This is a genomic window from Pseudomonas sp. KSR10, assembly GCF_022355455.1.
GTDB lineage: Bacteria > Pseudomonadota > Gammaproteobacteria > Pseudomonadales > Pseudomonadaceae > Stutzerimonas > Stutzerimonas stutzeri_E.
In genome coordinates this window covers 66,868-92,876 of sequence record NZ_JAKOEN010000004.1, presented here as the reverse complement: position 1 = coordinate 92,876, position 26,009 = coordinate 66,868, and the positions used below count along the sequence as shown (strand labels likewise).

Here is a 26,009-nt window from a genome sequence, read left to right as displayed (position 1 = left end):
ATGGATCAGCTTCTCTGGCTACCGCAGCATACTGACCTCAGCGCCGCCATCGGCGAGGCCAAGCGCGCTACCGATCCGCTCGCACGGCTCGTCGAAGCCATCCGGCTGGCGGGCTATCGTCGCGACTTCACCCAAACGATTCGCCTGGACCGGCTGGCAAGCGAAGGGCTGCATGCCATAGCCAACAGCGAAACGCCCACAGCGGGATTGCGCTCCCTGCGGATCGCGCTGCTGTCATCACATACGGTGGACCACCTCGTTCCGGCCATCCGGGTCGCCGGCCTACAGCGGCGCCTGGCGATCTCGGTAAAGGTTGCGCCGTATGGCATGTACCGTCAGGCGTTGCTCATGGAAGACGCTGAACTGGCCCGCTTTGCTCCGCAGTTGATCGTGCTGGCGCTCGATGCCCGCGACGCGCCGCTGCGGCTGCCCCTGGATGCCTCGCAGGAAGAGGTCGAGGCGGCGGTGACCGAGCGTGTCGACGAGTTGCGCCTTCTTTGGCGCCGCGCCCGCGAGCGTTACGCCGCGCAGGTGGTGCAACAAACCATCGTACCCGCCGACCCGCCGCTCTTCGGCTCGTTCGAGGCCCTGGTGCCGGCCTCGCCCGGTGCCGTGATCGAGTGCTTGAATGCAGCCATCCGCGCCGCGGCCCGCAAAGACGGCGTGCTGCTGATGGACCTTGCCTGGGAAGCGGCACGTGGCGGCTATGGTGATGGCTTGGCCGAACCGCTGCGCTGGCACCAGGCCAAGCAACTGGTCAGCCCCAACCTCGCGCCGCTGTATGGCGACCAGTTGGCTCGCATCGCCGCGGCGAGCGTCGGCCTGTCGCGCAAATGCCTGGTGCTGGATCTGGACAACACGCTGTGGGGCGGCGTGATCGGCGACGACGGCGTCGACGGCATCCATCTCGGCCAGGGCTCGCCCAGCGGCGAGGCCTATCTGGCGTTCCAACGCTATGCGGCCCTGCTGGCCCGGCGCGGCATCATCCTTGCGGTGTGCAGCAAGAACGACCTGAGTGTGGCCGAAGCAGCCTTCAACCACTCGGAGATGGCACTCAAGCGCAGCGACATCGCAGCGTTCGTGGCGAACTGGGAAGACAAGGCCGGCAACCTGCGGCGCATCGCCTCGATGCTGGACATCGGCCTGGACAGCCTCGTCTTCGTCGACGACAACCCGGCCGAGCGCGACATCGTGCGGCGTGAGCTGCCGGAGGTCGCGGTGCCCGAGCTGCCGGACGATGTAGCCGACTATCCTGCCCGCGTGGCGGCGGCCGGCTACTTCGAGGCGGTCTCCTTCACCTCGGACGATGCCACCCGCGGGCGCAACTATGCACTGAACGCCGAGCGCAAGGCAGCGATGAGCCAGGCGACCGACATGGAAGGCTACCTGCGCGGGCTGGAAATGGTGCTGACCGCCACCCCGATCGGCACTGCCGAGCTCGCCCGCAGCACTCAGCTAATAAACAAAACCAACCAGTTCAACCTCACCACCCGCCGCTACAGCGAGGCAGAAGTCGAGCGTATCGCCGGCGATCCACGCTCGGTGACGCTGGCGATCCGGCTGGCCGATAAATTCGGCGACAACGGCTTGATCAGCGTGGTGCTGGCGCGCCCTGATGCCAGTGTTGGGGCGGATGAACTTCTGATCGACAGCTGGCTGATGAGCTGCCGGGTGCTCGGTCGACAGGTCGAAGACGCGGTGCTCGAGGTGCTCGCTCGCGCGGCCGTCGCAGCCGGCTATCGCGCGCTGATTGGCGAGTATCGCCCGACCGAGCGCAACGGAATGGTCGCCGAACACTATCCGCGGCTCGGATTCGCCCAGCATCCAACACCTGCCGATGCGACGAGCGACGCGACCTTCTGGCGCTTCGCACTCGACTCTATCCGCACTCCCCATCATTTCATCGAGGTATCAGCATGACCGAAGCAGAAGTACTCAAGGCGCTCACCCCGGTTTTTCATGACGTATTCGACGACGACAGCATCGTGCTCTCACCGGACATGACCGCCAACGACATCGAGGGCTGGGACAGCCAGACCCACGTCATGCTCACCGTTGCGGCCGAACAGCGCTTCGGCATCAAGTTTCGGACCGCCGAGCTGGAATCGCTGCGCAACGTAGGCCACTTCGCCCAGGTCATCAGCGCCAAACTCGAAGGAAAATAGCCATGGCCCATACCGCTGAATTTCCCAAGGACGGAAGCACCATCGAAAGCGGAAAAGCAAGCACGGCCAGCGCGCCGGGCCAGGTGCGTTCGCGGTATCTACTGTCCTTGTTCGCCGGCTTGTTCGGTGCGTTGGCCCTGTTCTGTCTAACGCTGCTGGTGCTGGACCGAACCGGCAATCTGCCGCCGCCGGCCTTCTCGAACATCTCCTGTGCGGACGAGAAGCTCAGCTTCATGCGCGACAACCCGATTCAGTCACCGAACCTTCTGATAATCGGTTCGTCTGTGGCCTGGCGTCACGTCGACGGTAATGTGCTGGTGCAGACGATGCCGGAAATCCGCCCCATGAACGGCGCGTTCTGCGGTCTTTTCGCCAATCAGTCCACGTACGTGGGCAATTGGTTGCTCGATCGCGAGCCCAGCATCCGCAGCGTCGTAATGATCGCTGACCCACAGGATTTCGCTGGCTGCTGGCGCGTGCCGACTGCCGTGTTCAACCGCGAGCACGTCGATCCCTACGTCTATGAAAAAGCATCTCCCTGGAGCCACTACCTGCGCTATTTCTCACCGAAGTCACTGGTACGCAACGCACTGACGGTGAAGGCCCAACGAGCCGGACAGATCGAGTGGGATCCGCTGGTATTCAACCGGTTCGGCGATGGCCCGCTGGATACCCCCAACACTCGCGAGTTGTTATATGGCCGTCCGGAGCCGCTGGATCGCAGCTGCTTCAAGGCGCTAAGGGACATGGGCACACGCCTGCAGCAGGAAGGTCGGCGGCTGATGGTCGTTTCAACCCCGCTGCATCCGGAATGGAAAGAGAAATACGACCCGGACGGCACTTTTCTGGCCGACTTCGACAGGCGCGTCCTGAACTCTATCAGTGCCACCGGTGCTACCTACTGGAACGCCGACAAGGATTGGAAAACACCGGTAACCTCGTTCGTCGATGCTGTTCATTTGCGCTGGTCGGCGGCCCAAGAATTCACCGCCGCGCTCGCCGAGCAGATGCGCAACGCAGCGACCGGCCCGGCACCATCGATGGAAACCGCCCGGGTGCCCTGATAAATCGGCGCGAAAAAAGCCCGGTTGCCGGACCGGCAACCGGGCTTCATGAGAACCGCTTCAGCGCGAAGCGGGTAGCACCCGACCGCGGCATTCGCCGAACCCGATTGCGCCATACCCCTCGCGCTGGCAGCGCGCCCTGAAGATGATCTCATCGCCGTCTTCGAGGAAGGTACGGGTTTCGCCGCTCGCCAGTTCCAGCGACTGTTTGCCGCCCTGGGTGATCTCCAGCAGGCTCCCGCAGCTATCGGTGGTCTCACCGGACAACGTGCCGGAGCCGAACAGATCGCCCGGCTGCAGGCTGCAGCCGTTGACGCTGTGGTGGGCGATCATCTGAGCCACGGTCCAATACATGTTGCGCGTGCTACTCAGGGTGATGCGCTGCGCCGGCAGATCCTTGTCGCGCATGGCCTGGGTCTGCAGCAGCACCTCCAGCTCGATGTCCAGAGCGCCCTGCCGCTGATCCTTTTCGTCATACAGATACGGCAGCGGCTGAGGATCGCCTTCGGGACGCGCCGGCTGCGCGCAGCGGAACGGTTCCAGGGCCTCGGGCGTTACCACCCAGGGCGAGACGCTGGTGGCGAAACTCTTGGACAGGAACGGCCCCAACGGTTGATATTCCCAGGCCTGCAGATCGCGCGCCGACCAGTCGTTGAGCAAACAGTAACCTGCCACGTGAGCACCCGCTTCGCTGATCGAAATCGCCTCGCCTCGGGCATTGCCTTCCCCGATCCAGATTCCCAATTCCAGCTCGTGATCCAGGCGCTTGCTGGGGCCGAAATTCGGCTCGCTGGCGCCAGGCGGCAGCGTCTGGCCATTGGGCCGCTTGACCGTGGCGCCGGACACATCGATGGTCGATGCACGACCGTGATAGCCGATGGGTACGTATTTGTAGTTCGGCAACAAGGGATTATCCGGGCGGAACAACTTGCCGACGTTGTTGGCGTGGTGGATGCCCACATAGAAGTCGGTGTAGTCGCCCACCTTGGCCGGGAGATGCATCTGACATTGGCTCATCGGCTGCAGCAGGGTTTCGCCCATGGCGCGCAGACGATCACGGTGCTCGCAGGTCTCGGCGAGCAAGCCTTGCAACGCCTCGCGCAACGCTTTGCGAGCCGACGCCCCCAGCGCGAAGAAGGTGTTGAGGCTGCTGGCGCTGGCGGCCTTCGCCGCTTCGGCGGCGCGCCCTTCGAACAGGCCTGCATCGCAAGCTGCGGCCAGGTCGAGAATGCAGTCGCCGATCGCAACGCCGCCGCGCGGTAGCCCGCCGTTCCGGCTGAAGACCCCCAGCGGCAGGTTGGCGAGGGAAAAATCCGAATGGCCATTAGCCGATTCGACCCAACTGCGTAGTCCCTTTTCCGCGGTTATGTTTTGTTCGGTCATGGTCTGTGCAGTCCTGTTATTTCTGTTTCTTGTCGAAAGTCTTGGCCAGGCCAGCCCAGCAGCTGTCGTAATCGTCCTGCAGTTGCGGGCTTTCCAACGCCTGGCGCGTGGGGCGAAGCACCTGGCCGGTTTCGAACATGAAGGCCATGGTGTTCTCGATCTTGTGCGGTTTGAGTTCGGCGTTGATCGCCTGTTCAGTCGACACGTGATCCGGGCCGTGGGCGCTCATGCAGTTGTGCAGCGAAGCACCACCGGGCGAGAAACCGTCGGCCTTGGCATCGTAGGCGCCATCGATCAGGCCCATGAATTCGTTCATCAGGTTGCGGTGGAACCACGGCGGTCGAAAGGTGTTTTCCGCCACCATCCAGCGTGGCGGGAAGATCACGAAGTCGATGTTGGCCATGCCGTGGATGGCGCTGGGCGAGGTCAGTACGGTGAAGATCGAGGGATCCGGGTGGTCGAAGCTGACAGTGCCGATCGTGTTGAACCGGCGCAGATCGTACTTGTAGGGCACGTTGTTGCCATGCCAGGCGACCACGTCCAGCGGCGAGTGCCCGAGCTCGGTGGCCCAGAGTTCGCCGAGGAATTTCTGCACCAGCTGAACGGGTTCGTCGCGCTCTTCGAATTGCGCAACGGGCGCCAGGAAGTCACGCGGATTGGCCAGGCCGTTGCTGCCGATCGGCCCCAGATCCGGCAGACGCAAGGCACAGCCATGGTTCTCGCACACGTAGCCGCGGGCAGTCGTGTCCAGCAACTCGACGCGAAAGCGCATGCCGCGCGGGACTACCGCGATCTCAAGCGGGCCCACCTCGAGCACGCCCAGTTCGGTGACCAGCTTCAGCGCACCTTGCTGCGGCACCAGCAACAGTTCGCCATCAGCATTGAAGAAGACTCGCTCCATCGACACGTTCGCCGCGTAACGATAGATGCTCGCTCCCGCCGGCTGGTCGGGCTCGAAATTGGCCGCCACACACATCAGACCATCGAGGAAATCCGTCGCGGTCTCAGGGAATGGCTCGGGGTTCCAGCGCAGCCGATTGGGTGTGACCGGTCCCAGCTCGCTGCCGAGCTGACGATCCAGACGCTGATACTGGCCATGGTTGGCCGAAGGACGGATTCGATACAGCCAGGTCCGACGCGCTTCGCTGCGGGGCACGGTGAAGGCCGTGCCGGAGAGCAACTCGGTGTAGAGGCCGTACGGCACCTTCTGCGGGGAGTTCTGGCCGACCGGCAGCGCGCCCGGCAAGGCCTCGCTACTGAATTCATTGCCGAAGCCGGACAGATATCGAGCAGTTTCACCAGATTGTTGTTGTCGTTGCATAGCCGTATCTCTTTAGCGTAATGCGTTTACGCAAAAAGTAATTTGAACTCACCGAGGCGTCAAGCTATAAACAGCGCCTTCAGAAAAGTGGCCGCAGACACAGGACAGCTGAACTCATGGCAGACAGCAACGCGGATACGGCGCCTCGCCGACAGAAAGTACAGGCCGCCGAGGTGGGCACGGACATCCTCACTGCATTGGCCGAACTGGCTCCTGCCACGTCACTGTCGCGCCTGGCCGAACACGTCGGCATGCCCGCCAGCAAGGTCCATCGTTATCTGCAGGCGCTGATGGCCAGCGGCTTCGCCGAGCAGGATCCGCTGACCAATCACTACGGCTTGGGCCGCGCTGCCTTATTCGTCGGGCTGGCCGCGCTGGGCCGGCTGGACGTGGTCAAACTGGCCACGCCGCATCTGGCGCAACTGCGCGACGAGCTCAACGAAACCTGCTTTCTCGCCGTCTGGGGCAACCGCGGGCCGGCCGTCGTGCATGTCGAGCAGGCGGTCCGGGCCGTCACGCTGGTGACGCAGGTGGGCTCGGTGCTGCCGCTGCTGGGTTCGTCCACCGGTTTGGTGTTCAACGCCTTCATGCCGAATGCGGAAACGGCCGAGTTGCGCGAGGAAGAAATGAAGCTCCCGTCCGCCCCTTCCTCCACCGCCCTGTTCGCCACCATGAGCGAACTGCAACGCACCCACATCCAACCCGTGCACGGCCTGCTGATGGCAGGCGTCAACGCACTGTCCGCGCCGCTGTTCAGCGGCAATCAGCGGTTGGCGGGCGTCATCACGATAGTCGGCGCCGAGCCAGGCTTCATGGCAGAGGTGGATGGCGAAGCGGCGCAGCGCTTGCTGGGCGCGGCTAGGAAAATCAGTGCCCGGATGGGAGCGGGTTCGTTCACTCCATCGGCGGATGAATGAACCGCGGGAACGAACCACCGGATACCAGGCACCAGGGCACGTCGCAGAAACATAGCGCGTGGAGCTTGGCGGCAGCTTCCCACCAAAGCAGATGACGGGGCGAGCAGTGAAGCGACATCTGCACCACACCTTGCTCGCCACCACCCATAGCCCGCACCGCCCTGGCACCTATAGCGTAACCACGACCTTGCCAAACTGCTCGTTCGATTCAACGAAGCGATGCGCTTCAGCTATCTGCTCGAAGGGAAACACCTTCGCGATCACCGGACGCAGCACCCCTGACTCCAGACCGTTGAGAATAAAGGTCTTGGCCGCCTGGAGACGTGCGCGGTCAGTGGTGATCTCGTGCACGAGGTAACCACGCAGAGTGAGCGACTTGCTGAGCACCGTGAATAGCGGGAACGGTGTTGGCTCCGGGCTGAGCCCACCGTGTTCGAGGAGAATACCGCCTTGCGCCATCGCTTCGGTCAACGGCTCGAACAGCGGGCCGCCAATAGGGTCCAGCACTACCCGTGCACCCCTTGGGCCTGTGATTTCCTTGAGACGGACAGCAAGATCCTCCTCTGCCATCGCAATCACATGGCGGGCACCGGCCGCACTCAAAGCGGATCGTTTGGCTGATGTGCGAGTGACGGCGATTGGCGTTGCGCCCACCAGATTGGCGATCTGGATAGCCGCCAGGCCGACGCTGCTGGAGGCTGCCGTCACCACCACGAAGTCATCCTTGCCGAGCTCGGCGATGTCCACCAGCGCGCCGTAAGCGGTGAGGTACTGCATCCAGATCGCCGCAGCCTCCTCCCAGGCAAGAACAGGCGGATGCTTGACGATCAGTTCGGCAGGAAACAGCGCCAGCTCGCCATATGCGGGCCAACGGACCATGGACTGCGGCGGCACTACACTGACCGCGTCCCCTGGCTCCAGCCCTTCCACCTCTTCACCCACACTCTCGACGATGCCCGCCGCCTCCAGTCCAAGCCCCGAGGGGAAGATGGCTTGCTCGATATAACGCCCCTCGCGCAACAGCGTTTCCGCCCGATTGATTCCCAACGCCTTCACGCGTATCCGGACTTCTCCCCGTCCCGGCTTCGGTATATCCACCTGCTCGATGCATAGGACTTCGGGGCCGCCATGTTCGTGAAACCGCACTGCTCGCGTCATTTCCTGCCTCCAAAATAGAAACCAAATGGATGCAATAAACTATCCCAAGCCCGGAGGTGCGTGATAAACGACGGATAAGATAAAACACTCGAAACCAGGAGTTTCCAATGGACCGACTCACCAGCATGGCGGTATTCGTCAGGGTCGTCGAACTCGGGTCTTTCGCTGCCGCAGGCAACGCTCTGGACCTTTCCGGGCCTATGGTGGGCAAGCACATTCGCGCGCTCGAAGAGCGCCTCGGCGTGCGGCTGATTTCCCGGACCACGCGGCGCCAAAGCCTGACGGGTATCGGCAATGCCTACTACGAACGCTGTCGGGCGATCCTCGCGGAAGTGGAACTGTCCGAGGCGCTCGCCGCTGACCATATGGCCGAGCCAAGGGGGAAGCTGAGAGTCACGGTGCCTGTACACTTCGGTAGACACTGCGTCGCGCCGGTTCTGCTGGAACTGGCCCGGCAATACCCCGCCCTCGAACTCGATATCTCTTTCAACGATCGGCTCTCGGACCTGGCCGAAGACGGCTTCGACCTTGCGATCCGCACCGGCGTCCCGGCGGATAACACCAACCTGGTGGCGCGACGCGTTGCAAGGCAAACCATGGTGGTCTGCGCCGCCCCCGGCTATCTCCTGGAACATGGCAAGCCACAGCGGATCGAGGACCTAAGCGAGCATCAAGCCATCGCCTATCGACGCTCAGGCCCGGTGGCGCCCTGGCTATTTCCCCACGATGGTCAAGCACCTCTGGAAATTCTGCCCCGTTACCGCCTATGCCTGGACGACCTCGACGCGATAGCTGACGCAGCAACCACTGGCATCGGCCTGGCCTGGCTTCCCTACTGGCTGGTACATGAACGCATCCTTGCCAACACACTGGTGCAGGTGTTTCCCCAGCAGCCAGGCCATCTCTACGATGTGTACGCGCTCTGGCTGCAAACCCCACGGCTACCGTTGAGAGTGCGTCTCGCCGTCGATGCATTGGCCGCACAGCTGCCAGGCAGTGCCCCACTCATCCGCGACGTCGAATGAATCTGCAGACACATCGGTCGGTCCGTCATGCCTCGGGCAAAACAGACGGAACAAGACCGCTACGAGCACCTGCTAATCTGCCAGTCATTTCATCAGTCGCACGGCTCGGATGGGTTCTGCGCTGAACGATCGTATTCGAGATGACACGTCAGGGAGGTTGCGGACATGAATGCAAAGCAGCGAGAGGCGCTAATTGGCACGCTGAAGGTTCGCTTCGAGGCGAACATGTGCCGGCATGAAGGTATTGAATGGCCTCAGGTGTGTACCAGGCTGGAGGCTTCGCCGGAAAAACTGCAAGCGCTGCAGAACATGGAGAGCACTGGCGGCGAGCCAGACGTGATAGCTCGCGATACGGACACGGGCGAGATCATCTTCGTCGACTGTTCTGCCGAAAGTCCCGCTGGCCGTAGAAGCCTCTGTTATGACCGGGCGGCCCTGGACTCAAGAAAGGAGAACAAGCCGGCCAACTGTGCTACCGAGATGGCTGCCGACCTGGGCATCGAGATTCTGACGGAAGCCCAGTATCGGGACCTGCAGAAACTAGGCTGCTTCGATGCCAAGACCTCCAGCTGGGTGCAAACACCCTCTGCCATCAGAAAGCTTGGGGGTGCGCTCTTTTGTGACCGTCGCTATGACTGTGTTTTCGTTTATCACAACGGCGCGCAATCTTATTACGCCGCGAGGGGGTTCCGCGGCACGTTGGTGGTCTGAGCAGGCGGCCAGCTTGGATGTTTGGTGTGTGGATTTAGGGGAGCGGACTCGTCTGATAAGCCCAGCTGTCACCATGTTATATTCACCAAACGTGAAACAAATAGGTGGAACATGGCGCCGTGAACACACTTCGTGATCAATTGCCATTACCGGAAGACCTGCGGGTTTTCCTCACGGTAATTCGCAAACAGAGCTTTGCCGGGGCTGCGGATGAGCTTGGGGTATCCCCCGCCTATATCAGCAAGCGCGTCCAAATTCTGGAAAGCGCACTGAAAGCGCGGCTGCTGCACCGCACCACTCGCCGTATCGCTTTGACTGAGGATGGCGAACGCGCTCAACGCTGGGCCGTGCGCATCCTGGGTGATTTGGACGACCTGTTCGACGAACTCTCGCAAGCACGGCAGACCCCGAGGGGATTGCTGCACATCAGCAGCTCGTTCGGATTCGGCCGTAACCACGTCGCGCCAGCCATTTCCTTATTGGCGGAGAGCTATCCTGAATTGGAGATCCGCCTGGAGGTGTTCGACCGCGTCGTTGACCTGGTCGGCGAAGGGTTCGACCTTGAGATTCGCGTCGGCGACGACCTGCCGGGGCAGCACATCAGCAAACGCCTGGTGACCAACAAACGGATTCTCTGCGCCACACCCGAATACCTCGCTCGGCGCGGCACGCCGCAAAGCCTCGACGACCTCCAACGCCACGATTGTCTGGTATTGAAAGAGCGTAACAACGCATTTGGCGTCTGGGCGCTGGATCGTGCCGGCAAGCAGCATAGCGTTCGCATCAGCGGCCCGCTGTCCTCGAACAACGGAGAAATCGTGCTGCAATGGGCGCTGCACGGTAGAGGGATTTTGCTGCGCTCGTTATGGGACGTGAGGCCGCTGCTGGAAACTGGCGAGTTGGTACAGGTGCTACCGGACTACAGCCAGAGCGCGAACGTCTGGGCAGTCTACCCGACGCGTCTGTCCAACTCGGCCAAGCTAAGGGTCTGTGTGGAATTTTTAGAAGAACACTTCCGCGCGATTTCACTGTAATCCGCACAGTACTGTGCGACGCGCCGACGCGAATGACGTCTCACAGGCCCCGCTGGGGCTGGTTCGCCCTGGGCCAAGCCGGGCCGAAGCCAGGGCCGGACCAGGGCATTAATCAGGCGAGCCAGGGGTTGGCCTGCAGGTGCCGGATCTCGAACGCCTTGATCTGATCGGTGCGCTGCAAGGTGCTGCCAATGGCGTCCAGCCCGAGCAAGAGGGCTTCTTTGCGCAACGCGTCGATGGCGAACTCGATCGACCGTCCTTCCTGAAGCACTATCTTCTGTTCGCCGAGGTCGATGCGAATCGTCGCGAACTCAGGCCGGGTGACCAGTTGCCCGACCTCACGCAGTTCCGCATCGCTCAGCTGGATCAGCAACAGGCCATTGCGCTGACAGTTATCGAAGAAGATCCCAGCGAAGCTGGTTCCGATCAATGCGCGGATGCCGAGCTGCTTGAGCCCCCAGACCGCATGTTCGCGGCTCGAGCCACAACCGAAATTGGGCCCGACGACCAGAAAACTGGCCTCGTTCCAGGGCCGCTGATTGAGCACGAAGTCCGGGTTCGGCTCACCGTTCGGCAGCCAGCGCAGATCGAAGAACACGCCGCGATCGAGACCGTTGCGGTCAATACCCTTGAGGAACTGCTTGGGCATGATCACATCGGTGTCGACATTGGCCGCCAACATGGGGGCAGCCGTGCCGCTAATGGTAACGAAGGGTTCCATCTCAAGCCTCCTCGGACAACGAACGAACATCGGTCAAACGGCCCGACACCGCAGCGGCAGCGACCATCGCAGGGCTCATCAAATGCGTACGCGCTCCTGCCCCCTGACGGCCCTCGAAATTCCGGTTGGTACTGGACGCACAGCGATCACCGGGAGACAGCACATCGTCATTCATCGCCAGGCACATCGAGCAACCTGACTGGCGCCATTCGAAACCCGCATCAAGAAAGATTTTGGCAAGCCCTTCGGCTTCGGCTTGGGCACGTACCTGGGTGGAGCCAGGAACGACCATGGCCCGTACGTGAGCCGCCACTTTGCGGCCACGCACGACACGCGCCGCATCGCGAAGATCCTCGATCCGCGCGTTGGTACAAGAACCGATGAAGGCGTGGCTGATCTCGATATCCGACAAGCACTCTCCCGGTTCGAGCCCCATGTAACGCAGGGCGCGCTGAATATCCTGACGGCGGACGGCATCGGGCTCATTCAGCGGGTCCGGAACCCGGTCACTGATTGCAGCCGCCTGATCGGGACTCGTACCCCAGGTGACCATGGGCTCCAGCGTGCCGACATCCAGATCGATGTCGGCGTCGAATTCAGCGCCCGGGTCGCTGTAAAGCTCACGCCAGCGCGCCACGGCCTGTTCCCAGAGCGCGCCTTCTGGTGCACGGGGTTTGTCCGCGAGATAGGCGTAGACCTTTTCGTCCGGCGCCATGAAGGCGCCACGCGCACCCGCTTCGACCGCCATGTTGCAGATCGTCATCCGAGCTTCGACACTCAAGGCTTCGATCGTGGGTCCGGCAAATTCGATCGCGTATCCGGTCGCGCCAGCCGCACCGATGCGGCGGATCAGCGCCATGATGATGTCCTTGGACGTCAGGCCGTTACCGAGCTCGCCCCGCACGTGCACGCGCATGGTTTTCAGGCGCTTGTAGACCAGCGTCTGGGTTGCCAGCAGGTGTTCGATTTCGGACGTGCCGATGCCAAAGCCAAATGCACCCAGCGCGCCATAGGTGGTGGTGTGGCTGTCCCCTGCTGCGACCACCATGCCGGGCAGGATGAAGCCCTGTTCAGGGGCGACGACGTGTTCGATGCCCTGTCGCTTGTCCAGCACATCGAACAGCTCGATACCGAAGTCGCGACAGTTCTCCCCGAAGTAGGAAACCTGCCGCGCACCGCCTGGATCGGGCATCGTGGCGATACGGTCCGGGCTCGTTGGGTTGACATGATCGACGACTGCCAACGTGGCTGCCGGGCGCCAAACCTTGCGGTTGGCATGCCGCAGGCCGCTGAAGGCCTGAGGGCTGGTGTATTCGTTGGCGACTTGGCGGTCGATGTAGAGCAATACATGGCCTTGGTCGTCGAGATTGCAGACCGTATGGGAATCGATGTGCTTTTCGTAAAGAGTCCTGGGGCGATTCATGGCTGTTCTCGCTTGAGCTTGTTATGCGAGTGTCCGAAGACATCACGGCGCCTACGGCTAGGCCTGCTCGGCAAGATCATTGAATGCAATTCGTAACTCAATATCGTATCTGAGTTTCTTGAATTCATGATTCGTGAATAATCATTCCATACTGAATGGTTGAACGGCTCACGAACGTTCCGGCAAAACAAAGCCCAGCTCAAAGGCTGGGCTCGTTTTCTGTTCTGGAACGGATTAAGGGAGCGGATTACCCAGACCCGGCTCATTCGGGTCGAACTCTGGCGCTTTTCCCGGCTGATCGGTGGGCCTTGTGCCATTACCAGAACCTGGCTGGACGTCTGGATTATCCGTGATGAAATCAGGCTCAGGGGAATGACTGGGGTTCTGGTCCTGCCCCGGCACGGGCTGCCGGTCATGGGGTCTGTCGAGCGGATCTATACTCATGAATCACCTCCGGTCGAGCCGTGAATGGCTCACAAATTCGAGGCTGTTTCATTCGATAAGTGCGGGCCGCATGTCGCGCAGCAACCGATGCGCCGCCCCATGTATCCAATGGCAATCGCCCGATCGACCGAACACTGAGCTCATTACGCCGGGCGCTCGACTGACGCCTCCTCGTGGCTTTGTGACGAAGTTCCCTCCTCCGCAACCGCGCTCTGCTCCACGGATGCAATGATCGCCGAGCTCGCCAGGGCGTTGGGCATGACGGGCTGATGCAACGGTGCGTCTTCACGCAGATGGTCACCTTTCACCTTGCGCTGGCTGACCGCGACCGCCAGTAGCGCCGCGCAGACGGCGAGATAAGCATAAAGCCAGGACGAGCCATACAGGTGCATCACGCCCCCGGCGATCAGCGGACCGAGACAGGCCCCGGCGCCGAACGTCAGCAATACCATGCCCGCCAACGGGACTCGCAGCTCCGACTCGATGTTGTCGTTGGCCAAGGCAGCGCCGAGCGGGTAAAGACAGAACTGAAAAAAACCTACCGATGCGCTGAAAACCAGCAGCCACGGCAGTGTCAACTGGACGATCCCCGCTAGCGGCAGGCACGCGATGGATAAAAGTAGCGCAACGACGCGAATGAGGCTGGCGCGCGGCAACCGATCGGAAATCCAGCCGAGCGGCCATTGCGCCAGCAGGCCTGCGCCAATCGCCAGCGCCATGAACTGCCCTACTTCTGCGGTCGATAAGCCCAACTTCCTTGCATAGATCGCGGACAAGCCGAAGAAGCTGCCGTTGATCATGCCGGACACCAGGATGGTGGCGAGCGACAGAGGAAGCCGCCGAAGGAACAAGGTGATCGAAATGGGTATGGGCTCCACCGCAGCGGGATGCAGGCTACGGGTCAATGCGACCGGCACCAGGCACAGCGAGAAGGCTATCGCGACAACGATCAGCACCTGCGATCCGAGATCGCCGTTGACCGTCAAGGCAAGTTGCCCAAGCGCCATCCCTACGTAGCTGGCGACCATGTACAAGGCCAGCGCCCGGCCTCGGTGCTCGCTATGTGTCTGCTCGTTCAGCCAGCTCTCCAACACCATCAATTGGCACATCGTGGCCGCACCCATGACGCAGCGTAACAGCAGCCAAATGCCGAGATTGTCGAAAAACGCGTGGGAAAGCACCACGGCAGCAATGATGCCTGCGCAGGCCGCGTAAGTCCGAATGTGCCCCACGGTCTGAATAAACCGGGAACCGATACTCGCCCCCAGCACCATGCCAAGCGAGTTGGCCGCCATCAGCGCACCGCCACCGAGTCCTTCGCCACCATTGCCGGCCATGCTCAGTGCCAGGTACGTCATCATCAACGTAGCCCCGAACTGCATTAGCACCGTCGCCAGATAGAGCGCACCGAAGCTTCGTGCAAGCATCAACATGTTTTTGATTTCCAGCTGAAATGAAAAGCGCCGCCGCCCCTGTAAAGGAGTGGCGGCACGTTATCGCTGCAACATTACTCGAGCCCGTGACGAGCCTTCCAGTCGCCTGGGTGGACGACGTAGCCGAACAGTGCCTGCCCCCCATAAACCAGCTCAGTTCCCTCTGGAATCCATAGCAACTGGCCGGGACGGACGCGATACACCTCGCCGTTCGCCTTCAGCTCGAAAAGTCCTTCTATGACGAAAATCACCTCATCGTAGAGGAGCGTCCACGCCACTTCTGCACCTTCCCAACGTGCGAAGCCGATGCCCATGTTCGATGAGATCTCGTTGCTCACCGCACGCGCCACATAGGCCGCGCCAGGCGGGCCGCCTCGCAAGGTGAATGCCAGATCCTCGTGATCGATGTGCAACACGGGGGATTGCGACGCGGGGCGGATCATAGCTCGCTCCGGCTGTTCCAGGCGGCCAGGCGAATTCGCGAACGCACGCCCAGGCCGAGAAACGGCTCAGGAGGATTGAGCGAAGGCATCCCGGTGACCGTGCGAATATCGTTCAGCTGAGAGGACTCCACCCCGGATACAAGGTCAGCCAGGAGCGTTCCGGAGATGGTGCCCCATGCCGCGCCGACCCCATTGTCGCAAGCAGAGGCATACACCCCTTTCTCCAGCTCGCCGAAGAAGTTGGTGAAGTTACGCGAGATAGCGTACACACCGCCCCAGGTATGACTGAAGGGCACAGCGGCCAGCTGCGGGAAGCGCTTCAGGAACGCTGCACGATGCGCTTCGCGGACCTTTTCGCGCATGCCGTCGCTCGTGCTGCGGCCATATCTGGGCACATGCTTGTAGGTGTTGCGGATGATCAGCCGACGGTCCTGCGTCATACGCACCGTTGTGCCAGCGTGGTCAGCCGGGGTAAGGCCCCAGTCCAGCTGCCCGCCATAGGCCACCATTTCGTCGTCCGTGAGCGGGCGCGTCCAGCTAGCGAAGGTCATCACCGGCAGCAAGCGATTGCGCAGATAACCGAACTCACGGGTAAAGATGCTGGTTGCCAGCAACAGTTGATTGCAGTGCGCTGTGCCCTGCCGCGCATGCAGCAGCCATCCCCCCTTCCCGTCCCGCTCCAACCGATTGATGGGCGACTCTTCCAGCAATTCCACATTTGCCGGCAAGGCGTTGGCCAGCCCGGCGACCAACGCCGCCGGCTGCATGAGATAACAGCCCGGCGTGAAGATCGCGCCGCTGTAATGATCGGTCCCGAGGGTCTTTGCCAGCGCTTTTCGTTCGACATCCTGAAACGGCTCGCCGAGATCGGAGAGCAGATGCCGGAAATGCTCGAGATAGGCCAGGCCTCGCTCGCCCACCGCCCCTTGATACTTACCGGCGTGGGACCATTGGCACTCGATGCGATGCTGCTTGACCAGCTGCTCGAGCTGGCTGATCGCAGCACGGTTGAGGCCAAGCAGTCGCTGCTTGTGAAGCGGATCGGGATGCTCCAATGCGAACTTGTGCGGCAGATCGATCACAAAACCCGAGTTGCGACCCGAAGCACCGTAGCCAACGCGCTGAGCATCAATCAGCAGGATGCGCGCCTGAGGGTTGAGCACCGCCAGCCGCCGGGCCGCCGCCAGCCCGGCGAAGCCGGCGCCTATAACCGCGTAGTCGGCGCGCTGCTGACCGTCGAGCCGTTTGATTGCCGCCCGTTCCGGCAGGTTGGCGTACCAACCGCATGTGCTGTCGTCGTGCGGTAGGTTGATTGTTGTAGTCATCAGGATTCCCTCAGGCAACCGCACGATCAGTGGTATGGCACGACTGCAGCCAGGCATTGCGCTGGGTTTGCGCTTCCTTGCCGAGCAGTACGAACCCGCGCAGATGACCCTGCGTGTCGTAGAAGCCGGCGCTCATGCCATCGGTTGTGGCTGTGCATTTCCAGTCTCCCTCACAGCCTGATGCAGGCGGCAGCACGCTGAGTGGCGCAGCCGGCGTCTTCACAATGATCGGCATGTGCGGGTAGCTGACCCGGGTCGGCTGGCCGAGCAAGGTCCGGCTGAGCGCTTGCAAGCCTTGGTTGATGGGCGCGAGGTACGGCAGCAACTGCCCATCGATCTCGATGCAATCACCCAGAGCGAAGACGCCCGGCTGCGAGGTGCGCATGTGGTCGTCCACCTGGATACCGCGGCCGATCGCCAACCCGGCGCACTCCGCCAGGGCGACGCTTGGTCGAAGCCCAACAGCCGACAGCACGATGTCCGCCTCCAGCTGCATGCCATCGGCGAGGAGCAGCCGATAACCAGCATCGGTCTTATCGACACGCTTCAGGGTGTTCTGCAGATGCCATCGCACCCCCTGCGCCTGCAAAGCGTTTTGCAGTTGCGCACCGACTTCCTGGGGCAGCAGCCGCTCCATTGGCCAGCGCCCCAGCCCGATGACACTGACCTCGAAACCACTGGCGGCCAGGTCGTTGGCAAACTCGCAACCGATCAGGCCGTCACCGAGTATCGCAATGCGCCGCTTGCCGACCAGGGCGGTGCGAAACGCCTTGTAATCCTCGAGGTTGTTCACGCTGACGATGGCTCCCCGGTTGCCGTCGATCGGCAGGCGAATCGGTTGCGCACCGCTCGCCAACACCAGCTGCCCGTAGGCCAGATCGCCCAGGTTGGTATGCAGCGTTTTCGTAGCGGTGTCGATACGCTGGACCTCACAGAAGGAACGCACGCTGATCTTCAGGCGTTTCTCGATGGCGAACGGTGCTTCGCCGCTGAGCGTCTCGATGCTCTTGCCCTGTGCCAGGCCAATCGACAGCGCGGGCTTGGAATACAGATGACCGCATTCGCAGGTGATGACGATGATTTCCACTTTCTCGTCAGCCTTGCGCAGCGCCTGGACGAGACCGTAACCCGCATGGCCGCTGCCGATGATGACGATGGGCTGCTGCGGTTGCGCAAACGTCGGCACCGGAACGGGCGCCTCGCTGACGGCTGCCACCACCTCGCTGACGTCTAGCATCTCGAAATCGCTCTTGCCCACCCCGCATTCGGGGCACAGCCAGTCCTCGGGCACGTCCTCCCAGCGTGTGCCAGCCGCGATACCGTCCTGCGGCCAGCCTTTCGCCTCGTCGTAGATCAAGCCACATACAACGCACAACCATGTCTTGAACATGACGGTCACTCCTGCGCTACGCGAATCGCCACGTTCTTGGTGCGAACGTAGCTGTACAAAGCCTCTTGCCCCTTCTCACGGCCGAACCCGGACAGGCCGACCCCACCGAAGGGCGTCTCGATGCCACCGGCATACCACTCGTTGATGAATACCTGGCCGGACTTCAGCCGGCGCGCGCAACGCATGGCCCGGCTCAGGTCCTGGGTGAACACACCGGCGACCAGACCGAACTCCGTGCCGTTGGCGATTTCGATTGCCTGCTCTTCGGTATCGAACGGAATGATCGCCAGCACCGGCCCGAAGACCTCTTCCTGCGCGATGCACATGTCCGGCGAAACGTCGCGGAACACGGTCGGGCGCATGAAGTGGCCGGCGCGATCATTGAAGGCCTCGCCGCCGGTCGCGACGACCGCGCCCTCGGCAACAGCGCGCTGGCAAAGGGTCTGAATGCTGTCCAACTGACCGGCGCTGATCACGGGGGTCAACTCGGAATCATCCTGTCCCAGACCGACCTTCAAACCTTCGGCCAGTTGAACGACGGACTCGATCACCTCTTCATAGATGTCGCGCTGCACCAGCAGACGAGACATCGCGGAGCAGACCTGACCGGCGTTGAAGAAGATGCCGCTCTTCACGCTGCTCAGCAGTTGCGCCAGGTCGGCATCAGCGAACACCAACGCGGCCGACTTGCCACCCAGCTCCATGACGCTGGGGATGGCCCGCTCCGCCGCGGCACGCAGAATGCTCTGCCCCGTCGGCACCGAACCGGTAAACACGATCTGGTCCACCGAGGGGTGGGAAACGAGGTGCGCGCCGATCTCACGGCCGCGCCCGCAAAGCAAGCTAACCGCACCACGCGGCAGGCCGACCCGATTGATCGCCTCGATCAGCATGCAGATGCCCAGCGGTGACAGTTCCGGCGACTTGACGATCACCGCGTTGCCGGCCGCGAGGGCGGGCGCCAGCGAACGCGCACAGATCGAAACCGGGAAATTCCAGGGGACGATCTGCACGGAGACGCCCATCGGGTCATAGACGGTGAAGTCCATGTAGTCGTCGCCCAATGGAATCGAGGCGCCTTCGATCTTGTCGGCCATGCCGGCGTAGTACTCGAAGTAGCGCGCAGCTTCGATGAACTCGTCTCGTGCATCGCTCAGGCTCTTGCCATTTTCCTGGCAGAGCACCCAGGCGCCCTCTTCGGCCACCGAGCGAACTTCATCAGCAATCGCCAGCAGCCAGCTGACGCGTTGCGCCGGGCGCACTTTGCTCAACGCGCGACTATCCACGCAGCGCCGAGCGGCGACCAGCGCGCGCTCGGTATCGGCGATGCCGGCCTCGGCGATGGTCGCCAGGGGCTCTCCGTTGCCGGGGTTGTTCACGGTCAGGTGCCTATCGCTGTCGCACCACTCACCGTCGATGTAATTAAGCCAATGGGAAGCTAACGAATTCATGCGAGCGTCCTCAGACCGACCGTTGAGCGGCGAGGAACTCGCGTGCCGCCCATTTGTGGAAATGATGGGTGGGGACGTCCATTTCAGGAGAGAACACGCCGCCGGTGTAACCCGGAGATTGCCGACCTTTCTGCATGCCTTCGACCGAGGCGATGTCTTCGGCGAATACCACTTTCCAGGATTCCAGAACGGCGTTGCGGCAACCGGCGTACTCATCCTGCAGCGCCTCGTCTCCAACGTAGAACACACGCAGATGCTCGAGGGTGCGGCCCGGCGCGATCGGTTCGAGCTGCATGGCAAAAGCATGATCCGCCTGTATGCCCAGCAACACGTTGGGGAAAAACGCCACGTATTCAGCATTCTTCAGACGATCCTGCGGCCAGCTCGGGAATTTAGGCAGGTGCGTGCCAGCCACGTCGGACAGGTTGTAGGCGTAGCTGCCCTGTCCGGCAAAGCGCTCGTTGAACAGGATGTTGTAGTGGTCTTCCAGGCGGGAATAGGGGTTCAGGCTCGGGTGAACCCATGGCAAGTGGTAGGCCTCGCAGTAGTTTTCAACGGCCAGTTTCCAGTTGCAGGCGATATCCAGCATGGTCGCATCCTGGCCGGGCCGGCTGCGCAACAGCGACATGCCGTCCTGACCCAGGAACTGCGACCAGCGCGCAGTCAACGGAGCGAGCATTGTCTCCAGCGGCTCGGCGTCACCGGACAGGTTGACGAATACCATATCCATCCAGATGGCACTGCGGATGGGCTTGAGGCCGTGCTTCTCGCAGGCGAAGCGCTCGTCCTTGTGCTGGTTGATGCCGCCGACATGCGGCGTGCCGCGCAGGCTGCCGTTCAAGTCGTAAGTCCACGAGTGATAGGGGCAACGAATCACGCCTTGTACTTCACCGGCCTGCTCCACCAGCTTCATGCCACGGTGGCTACACACGTTGTGGAACACGTGCACCAGCCCTTCACGGTTGCGCATGAGCAGCAAAGGCAGGCCCATGAAATCGACGGGCTTGACCGATCCGTTTTTAGTCAGGTCGCTAGCGAAACCGACGCACGCCCAAGTGTGGCCGAACAGGGTGTCGCGCTCGTATTCGAAAATGCGCTGCTCGGTGTAGAACTCGTTGCTCAGGCCAGTCGCTTGATGGATGGGGCCGAGTACGGTTTCCAGCTGCTGGATCGGGATACGTTGAGAGATGGCGTTGTTCATTGTTTTGTCTCCCCTCATGGGCTTGTTTTCTATTCTCGGAAGGCACGCAAGCCGTATCCGTTGTCGCCGAGTGTGGAAAACGCACACTACTGCCACAAACGATTTTTTCTCGCCCAATTAGTGAGAAATTTGCATGAATTACTTTTCTGGCTTTCCTGCATTCACGAGGGAGTCGAAAAAGAAGAGGTTCTCTTATTGATTCCGATAACTCATGAATCAATGAAAATAAATAAGTTGTGCCGCCAGAGTCCCGAAGTTCATTTTGTCGCGGCAAGCGGGGCCCAAAAAAACACAAGCACACCGCCCACCTGACCAGCCGAAATGTGGCAAGACGCCACCGTGAACGGTTGGTTTGCAGCAGAGCCCCGCACGACAAGAACCCTTAACAAAAACAAAAGGGGACATTCCGATGCGTGCACAGACAGGCCTTTTCAAGGGCCTTAATCCCACCGTAACCGTTGCGTCAAAGCTGTTGGTCATTAGCTTCGTCCTGCTCTGCGTCATACTTGCAGAACAAGCTGGCGCATTCTTTCAACACACCTCCGATGCGATCCTGAGCCACTTCAAGTGGTTCTATCTAAGCCTGGTCACCGGCGTCCTTGGGCTGCTCGTGTACCTGATGCTCAGCCGGTTCGGGCATATCAGGCTGGGCGCCGATGACGAAACGCCGGAATTCGGATTCACGAGTTGGATCGCTATGCTGTTCAGCGGCGGCATGGGCATAGGCCTGATCTTCTGGTCCGTCGCCGAGCCCATCTGGCATTACTCGTCGAACCCTTTCACCGTCGATATGAGCGACGAATCGGCCACCATGGCGATGCGCCTGACACTCTTTCACTGGGGCCTGCATCCTTGGGCGATCTTCACCATCGTAGGACTGTCCCTTGCCTACTTTGCGTATCGCAAAGGCCTGCCGCTCAGCATGCGCTCCATCTTGTATCCGTTCATTGGCGACAGGATCTACGGCCCGATCGGTCACGTAACCGACATCCTTGCCGTCGCTATTACCGCCTTTGGTGTTTCGACGTCACTGGGACTGGGTGTTACCCAGATCAATACCGGCTTCAATCAGGTATTCGGATTGCCCGTCAGCTTCGGTGTACAGGCGATGCTGATCGGACTGATCAGCTTGTGCGCCATCCTTTCGGTCATGTCCGGCGTCGCCCGAGGCATTCGCCGCCTATCCGAATGGAACATGCTGCTGTCGATTCTGCTGCTGGTCGTGGTGCTTGCGATCGGCCCAACGCGCTATTTGCTGAACCTGATGCTCGAAAGCTCCGGCGATTATCTGCAGAACCTGGTAGGGCTGAGCTTTTGGACAGACACGCAGAAAGACAGCGGCTGGCAGAACTGGTGGACGGCGTTCTACTGGCCTTGGTGGATGACTTGGGGGCCCTTCGTCGGACTGTTCATTGCGCGGGTATCGCGTGGTCGCACGATTCGAGAGCTCATTGCAGGCACCCTGCTCGTTCCAACCCTGGTCACCATCGTCTGGATGTCAATCCTTGGCGGCTCCGCCCTGAAAGCCGAGCAGGAAGATCGTCAAGCTCATCAGCAACAGGTCGAGCAAGGCGTGTTGACTGGTGACGCCGCGACGTTTACCGGGGGTGACATCCTGACCGCGACCAAAAAGGAAACCACGTCGGCGATGTTCACCCTGCTGTCGAAAATCGACATCGGGCTGATCGGCCAGGGCCTGAGCATCCTGGTCTGTCTGCTGCTGGCCACCTACTTTGTGACCTCCGCCGACTCAGGAACACTGGTGCTCTGTACGCTCTGTGCAGAGGGGCACCCGGAACCGCCCCAGGGAATCCGTGTGCTATGGGGCATTCTACAAGCGCTGATCGCCATGGCCCTGCTCTACGCCGGAGGTTTGAAAACAGTCCAGATGGCTTCGATCGCCGCAGGTCTGCCCATCGCCGTGTTCATGTTGATCATGAGCATTGCCCTGATGCGCTGTTTGCGCCAAGAAGGCTTCGCCGGACTTCCACGGCCATTGGCAACCGCATCTGCAGTTCCACCTCAAGCGCACCCCAAAGAAGGCAAGGACGCGACGATCGCCCTGAATCTAGGAAGTGCTAATCCTGTGGTCGTCCACGCACAAAAAGCCAGTTAGCCACTAACGTCCAGCGAAGCTCACGGACCTCAGGGCCGCCGATAATGAATCGGCGGCCTTTTCTTTTTCCTGCGTCAGGGATGGACCGGCAATTGATCCATCAGCCAGGCATGGAACAGCCTGACGCTCGGGCGAGCACGGCCCCGTTCCAACGGCTCGAGAAGGCAGAACTGAGCATCGGTGGTCAACGAGGCTTCGATCGGACGCACCAGGTCGCCGCTCTGCAAATGGCTATCGACCAGATTCAACCACCCCAACGCAATCCCCTGCCCACTCAAGGCAGACTGGACCAACATCGAATAACTGTTGATATTGATCCGGCGCTTCGGCTCCGGAGGCTTGCTTCCGAGTCGCTCGAACCACTCGTTCCAGCCGATCCAATCCCTTTGCGAGTCTTCGAGCCACAGCCAGGTGCATCCAGCCAACTGATCGATATCACGCAGCTCTGGGTGCTTCGCCAAGTACTCGGGACTGCACACCGGGAACACCTCCTCCCGGAACAGAGGAGTCACCAACATGTCGTTCGGCGTGCTGCGGCAGTAGTAAAGCGCGAGATCGCATTCCAGACGTGAATAACTCTTCACGTGGTCATGGGCGATGATGCGAAGATCGATGTCCTCGTTCGCACGCTGAAACTCTGTGACTTTGGGCAACAGCCAAAGCGAGGCCATTGCCGTACTGGTAGCCACCGTGACCTGCTGCGCGCCTCGCCAGTGCCTGATCTCACCTGTGGCCTTGGCAACATCGAGCAAGGCCGATCGCACCGTTTCATAGTACTGAATCCCGGTCGGCGTCAGGCGCATCGAGCGAGTCGTCCGCTCGAACAGACCTTTGCCCAGATACTCTTCCAACAGCCGAACCTGCCGGCTGATAGCACCTTGCGTAACGTTCAGTTCACTTGCCGCCGAGGTAAAGCTCAGATGGCGGGCAGCAGCTTCGAATGCCACCAGGCTGTTGAGTGGGGGAAGCGGCTGGATCTTCATGATTCACGGTCTGGGAGTTATTTTTGTCGAGCAAGCTTATCGCGTCGTGACTGAGAGCTACAGCAATCGCACTCTCTCCAACCTACGATTTATTTTGGACCGTCTCAGGCTGCTCGCCACCGGCAGCAGCTGACCGCACGGCTGCCTGTCAGATGTGATATCCGCAGCCAGATGCGGGTGCGATGTTATCGGCTCACTAGGGCAACAAACAAAATCCATAAACCGCCAACAGCGATCATCTAACAGCTTTGGCCTGTCTCAACAAATAAACTTAGCCTGAGCTGTTTGTGACTCGGTATTAGCCCAGACCAGCGACTATCCATAAAGAAAAACCGAGAGCCCGCCAAATACAAAAGAGGCAATGCTACTGGCGTAAGATGACGGACAACGAAAGGCCGCTTTCGGCCGATTCTGTTGAAAAAGCAGGTTTAGCGGCAGCCAGGCGGTCGGATGTACCGGCTGTCGAAGTGGCTGCAAGCCACTTCAAGTTGCCTTTCGGCGTTTCGCTGAGCGTCATTGCTCAGCTCTGAGGGTTAATTTGAGGGTTTCTGCTCGCAGCAGGCGTACCTATCCCATTAATGGTGGCCCTTGAGGCAAAAGCTTGGCCATGCGGCGCAGGTTCTGCACCGTCGCCGCCAGGGTGAATTCATCAGTCGCACCCGTCAGACCGCGCAGCCGTAAGCGATCAAGTTTCATTATCCGCTTGAGGTGGGCGAATAGCATTTCCACCTTCTTTCGTTCGCAGCGAGAGACTAGGTATTCCGGTGTCTTGGCGATACGTCGAGCCACGTCGCGGGCAGCCTCATGGATGCTGCGGACGATCTTCCGAGTCGGCGTGTTGGGGCAGCACTTCGCTTTCAACGAGCAGGTGGCGCAGTCGGTTTGGCTGGAGCGGTAAATGATGGTGTTGGCCTTGGTCACCCGCGATCTTTTCTGGGTGAAGGCGCGCCATTCACTGCGTAGTGGTTTGCCGGCTGGGCAGCGATATTCATTGGCTTCCTGGTTCCAGTGGAAGTCGTTACTGGAGAGGCTGTCGTCCTTGCGCTCGGTCTTGTCCCACACCGGAACATGCGGCTCGATGTCCTTTTCTTCTACCATCCAGGCCAGCATCGGGGCGATGCCATAAGCGGTATCGCCGATAAGGCGTTCCGGTGTGAGATCGAACTGCGCTTCGACACGCTCGACCATCGTCCTGGTCGAATCGACTTCGGCGGTACGGTGCGCCGAGGTAGCTTCCACGTCCATGATCACACCGTGCTCAGTGTCGATCAGGTAATTCGTGGAGTAGGCAAAGAAGGCCGGGCCGCCTGGTGCTGCTGTCCAACGGGACTGAGGATCGGTGAGCGAAATTTTCTTAGGAAGAGCCTCAGCCAGCGCCTCTTCATCAAGGGCTTCGAGGTACTCGCGCACGGCGCGACTGCTGAGCTTTGGATCGTTCCAATCGACTTCATTACCCGCCATGCCACATTGGCGGCTAGCATCGGCCTTGATGATGCTGGCGTCCACAGCGAAGCCTTCGCCTTTGACCAGGCCAGCCGCCATGCAGCGACGCAGCACCTCATTGAACAACCAGCGGAACAGGCCACTGTCACGAAAACGGCCGTGTCGGTTCTTCGAGAAGGTCGAGTGATTGGGTACTTCGTCTTCCAGACCCAGCCGGCAGAACCAGCGATAGCCAAGGTTCAGGTGCACCTCTTCGCACAATCGACGCTCGGAACGAATGCCATAGCAGTAGCCGACGACGAGCATACGCACCATCAATTCCGGGTCAATCGAGGGACGCCCGATGGGGCTATAGAAATCCGCCAGGTAGGCGCGCAGATCACTGAGATCCAGGCATTGGTCGATGCTGCGCAGGAGTGTTGGGGCGGGACGTGATCTTCCAGATTGAACGAGTAAAACAGGCGCTGCTGCCCTCCCGGTAACTGTCCCATCATGCTGTTCGCCCCCACGCTCACTGACAGAGCAATTTTGCCGAAGGCATGGGGAAGCAGCTACTTTTTCAACAGAATCGGCCGGTTGAGGCCATTCGAACTATGTAGAGATCGGTCAGCAAGCACTTGCTAGCAACTACACCCCAGCATGTTTGCCCTCCCCCACCCCGCGCACGACAAGGGCTTGCTGATGCAGGCCTCGAACCTTTAAGAGCATTGGCAAGGTTCTACCGGTCCAACGGCCATCCTTTGGTCCTTACATTCCCTCAACGACAAAAAATGCAGCGCCAACCCGCCGGATATCGGCTTGCGGCAGTTATGGATCGCCTTCTACAGTGATCACTTATCTCTGTGCAGAAGCCTGCTC

At 60.8% G+C, this 26,009-nt stretch carries 20 protein-coding genes and 2 pseudogenes; 8 read left to right on the top strand and 14 right to left on the bottom strand.

Translation table 11 applies throughout. The features are described 5' to 3' along the window. The 3 genes from MCB86_RS01260 to MCB86_RS01250 are packed head-to-tail and all read left to right on the top strand — an operon-like array spanning position 1 to position 3,229. Positions 1-1,920, top strand: coding sequence for an HAD-IIIC family phosphatase (locus MCB86_RS01260; protein WP_239609225.1), 1,920 nt, complete (start codon positions 1-3; stop codon positions 1,918-1,920). After that, positions 1,917-2,165 (top strand): acyl carrier protein, encoded by a 249-nt coding sequence (locus MCB86_RS01255; protein ID WP_045161863.1) that lies wholly within the window; start codon positions 1,917-1,919, stop codon positions 2,163-2,165. The genes MCB86_RS01260 and MCB86_RS01255 overlap by 4 nt, the downstream gene beginning before the upstream one ends. A 2-nt stretch (positions 2,166-2,167) precedes the next feature. Next, a complete protein-coding gene (locus MCB86_RS01250) occupies positions 2,168-3,229 on the top strand; it encodes a hypothetical protein (RefSeq protein WP_239609223.1) in 1,062 nt (353 codons plus the stop codon). A 60-nt stretch (positions 3,230-3,289) separates the two neighbouring features. On the opposite strand, the gene fahA is transcribed toward MCB86_RS01250, so the two are convergent. Continuing rightward, positions 3,290-4,612 (bottom strand): fumarylacetoacetase, encoded by a 1,323-nt coding sequence (fahA, locus tag MCB86_RS01245; RefSeq protein ID WP_239609221.1) that lies wholly within the window; start codon positions 4,610-4,612, stop codon positions 3,290-3,292. 16 nt (positions 4,613-4,628) lie between these two features. Beyond that, positions 4,629-5,933, bottom strand: a complete 1,305-nt coding sequence (gene hmgA / locus MCB86_RS01240) for a homogentisate 1,2-dioxygenase (protein ID WP_239609219.1) — start codon at positions 5,931-5,933, stop codon at positions 4,629-4,631. A gap of 116 nt (positions 5,934-6,049) precedes the next feature. Here hmgA and MCB86_RS01235 point away from each other — a divergent pair, with 116 nt between their 5' ends. Continuing rightward, positions 6,050-6,850: an IclR family transcriptional regulator gene (locus MCB86_RS01235; RefSeq protein ID WP_045161860.1), complete on the top strand. Its 801-nt coding sequence runs from the start codon at positions 6,050-6,052 to the stop codon at positions 6,848-6,850. A 168-nt stretch (positions 6,851-7,018) separates the two neighbouring features. On the opposite strand, the gene MCB86_RS01230 is transcribed toward MCB86_RS01235, so the two are convergent. Further along, positions 7,019-8,008: a zinc-dependent alcohol dehydrogenase family protein gene (locus tag MCB86_RS01230; protein ID WP_239609217.1), complete on the bottom strand. Its 990-nt coding sequence runs from the start codon at positions 8,006-8,008 to the stop codon at positions 7,019-7,021. 107 nt (positions 8,009-8,115) lie between these two features. On the opposite strand from MCB86_RS01230, the gene MCB86_RS01225 reads away from it, so the two are divergent. From MCB86_RS01225 to MCB86_RS01215, 3 genes are all read left to right on the top strand, one after another. Beyond that, complete coding sequence (locus MCB86_RS01225) at positions 8,116-9,033, top strand: LysR family transcriptional regulator (RefSeq protein ID WP_239609216.1); 918 nt, start codon at positions 8,116-8,118, stop codon at positions 9,031-9,033. Between the two features lie 165 nt (positions 9,034-9,198). After that, complete coding sequence (locus tag MCB86_RS01220; protein WP_045161857.1) at positions 9,199-9,744, top strand: DUF4256 domain-containing protein; 546 nt, start codon at positions 9,199-9,201, stop codon at positions 9,742-9,744. 119 nt (positions 9,745-9,863) lie between these two features. Continuing rightward, positions 9,864-10,778 carry a LysR substrate-binding domain-containing protein gene (locus MCB86_RS01215; RefSeq protein WP_045162060.1) on the top strand — a complete coding sequence of 305 codons (915 nt, stop codon included), beginning with the start codon at positions 9,864-9,866 and terminating at the stop codon, positions 10,776-10,778. 112 nt (positions 10,779-10,890) lie between these two features. On the opposite strand, the gene leuD is transcribed toward MCB86_RS01215, so the two are convergent. From leuD to MCB86_RS01170, 9 genes and pseudogenes are all read right to left on the bottom strand, one after another. Next, positions 10,891-11,499: a 3-isopropylmalate dehydratase small subunit gene (leuD, locus tag MCB86_RS01210; protein WP_239609214.1), complete on the bottom strand. Its 609-nt coding sequence runs from the start codon at positions 11,497-11,499 to the stop codon at positions 10,891-10,893. A 1-nt stretch (position 11,500) separates the two neighbouring features. Beyond that, entirely contained in the window at positions 11,501-12,922 is a 1,422-nt protein-coding gene (leuC, locus tag MCB86_RS01205; RefSeq protein WP_239609212.1) for a 3-isopropylmalate dehydratase large subunit, read from the bottom strand. A 587-nt stretch (positions 12,923-13,509) separates the two neighbouring features. Further along, positions 13,510-14,799, bottom strand: coding sequence for an MFS transporter (locus tag MCB86_RS01200; protein ID WP_239609210.1), 1,290 nt, complete (start codon positions 14,797-14,799; stop codon positions 13,510-13,512). Between the two features lie 74 nt (positions 14,800-14,873). Further along, complete coding sequence (locus tag MCB86_RS01195) at positions 14,874-15,242, bottom strand: ethanolamine utilization protein EutQ (RefSeq protein WP_239609208.1); 369 nt, start codon at positions 15,240-15,242, stop codon at positions 14,874-14,876. Then, on the bottom strand, positions 15,239-16,567 hold the full coding sequence (locus MCB86_RS01190) for an FAD-binding oxidoreductase (RefSeq protein WP_239609206.1): 1,329 nt from the start codon (positions 16,565-16,567) through the stop codon (positions 15,239-15,241). The genes MCB86_RS01195 and MCB86_RS01190 overlap by 4 nt, the downstream gene beginning before the upstream one ends. Before the next feature lie 10 nt (positions 16,568-16,577). Further along, positions 16,578-17,804: an FAD-dependent oxidoreductase gene (locus tag MCB86_RS01185; RefSeq protein ID WP_239609470.1), complete on the bottom strand. Its 1,227-nt coding sequence runs from the start codon at positions 17,802-17,804 to the stop codon at positions 16,578-16,580. Then, positions 17,793-17,957, bottom strand: a pseudogene (locus tag MCB86_RS01180) (rubredoxin); the annotation flags it as partial. The pseudogene MCB86_RS01180 and the gene MCB86_RS01185, both read right to left, overlap by 12 nt. A 5-nt stretch (positions 17,958-17,962) precedes the next feature. Continuing rightward, the gene (locus tag MCB86_RS01175; protein WP_239609204.1) at positions 17,963-19,408 is read right to left on the bottom strand and encodes an aldehyde dehydrogenase family protein; all 1,446 of its coding nucleotides are present in this window, start codon (positions 19,406-19,408) and stop codon (positions 17,963-17,965) included. Positions 19,409-19,418: 10 nt separating this feature from the next. After that, positions 19,419-20,609 (bottom strand): aromatic ring-hydroxylating dioxygenase subunit alpha, encoded by a 1,191-nt coding sequence (locus tag MCB86_RS01170; RefSeq protein ID WP_239609202.1) that lies wholly within the window; start codon positions 20,607-20,609, stop codon positions 19,419-19,421. A gap of 409 nt (positions 20,610-21,018) precedes the next feature. Between MCB86_RS01170 and MCB86_RS01165 the strand changes: the two genes are divergently transcribed. Next, entirely contained in the window at positions 21,019-22,725 is a 1,707-nt protein-coding gene (locus MCB86_RS01165; protein ID WP_239609467.1) for a BCCT family transporter, read from the top strand. 74 nt (positions 22,726-22,799) lie between these two features. Here the strand turns inward: MCB86_RS01165 and MCB86_RS01160 are convergent, their stop codons facing one another. Both MCB86_RS01160 and MCB86_RS01155 read right to left on the bottom strand, forming a co-directional pair. Beyond that, positions 22,800-23,708, bottom strand: coding sequence for a LysR substrate-binding domain-containing protein (locus MCB86_RS01160; protein ID WP_239609199.1), 909 nt, complete (start codon positions 23,706-23,708; stop codon positions 22,800-22,802). A 567-nt stretch (positions 23,709-24,275) separates the two neighbouring features. Further along, positions 24,276-25,645, bottom strand: a pseudogene (locus MCB86_RS01155) (IS1182 family transposase). Positions 25,646-26,009 lie beyond the last annotated feature (364 nt).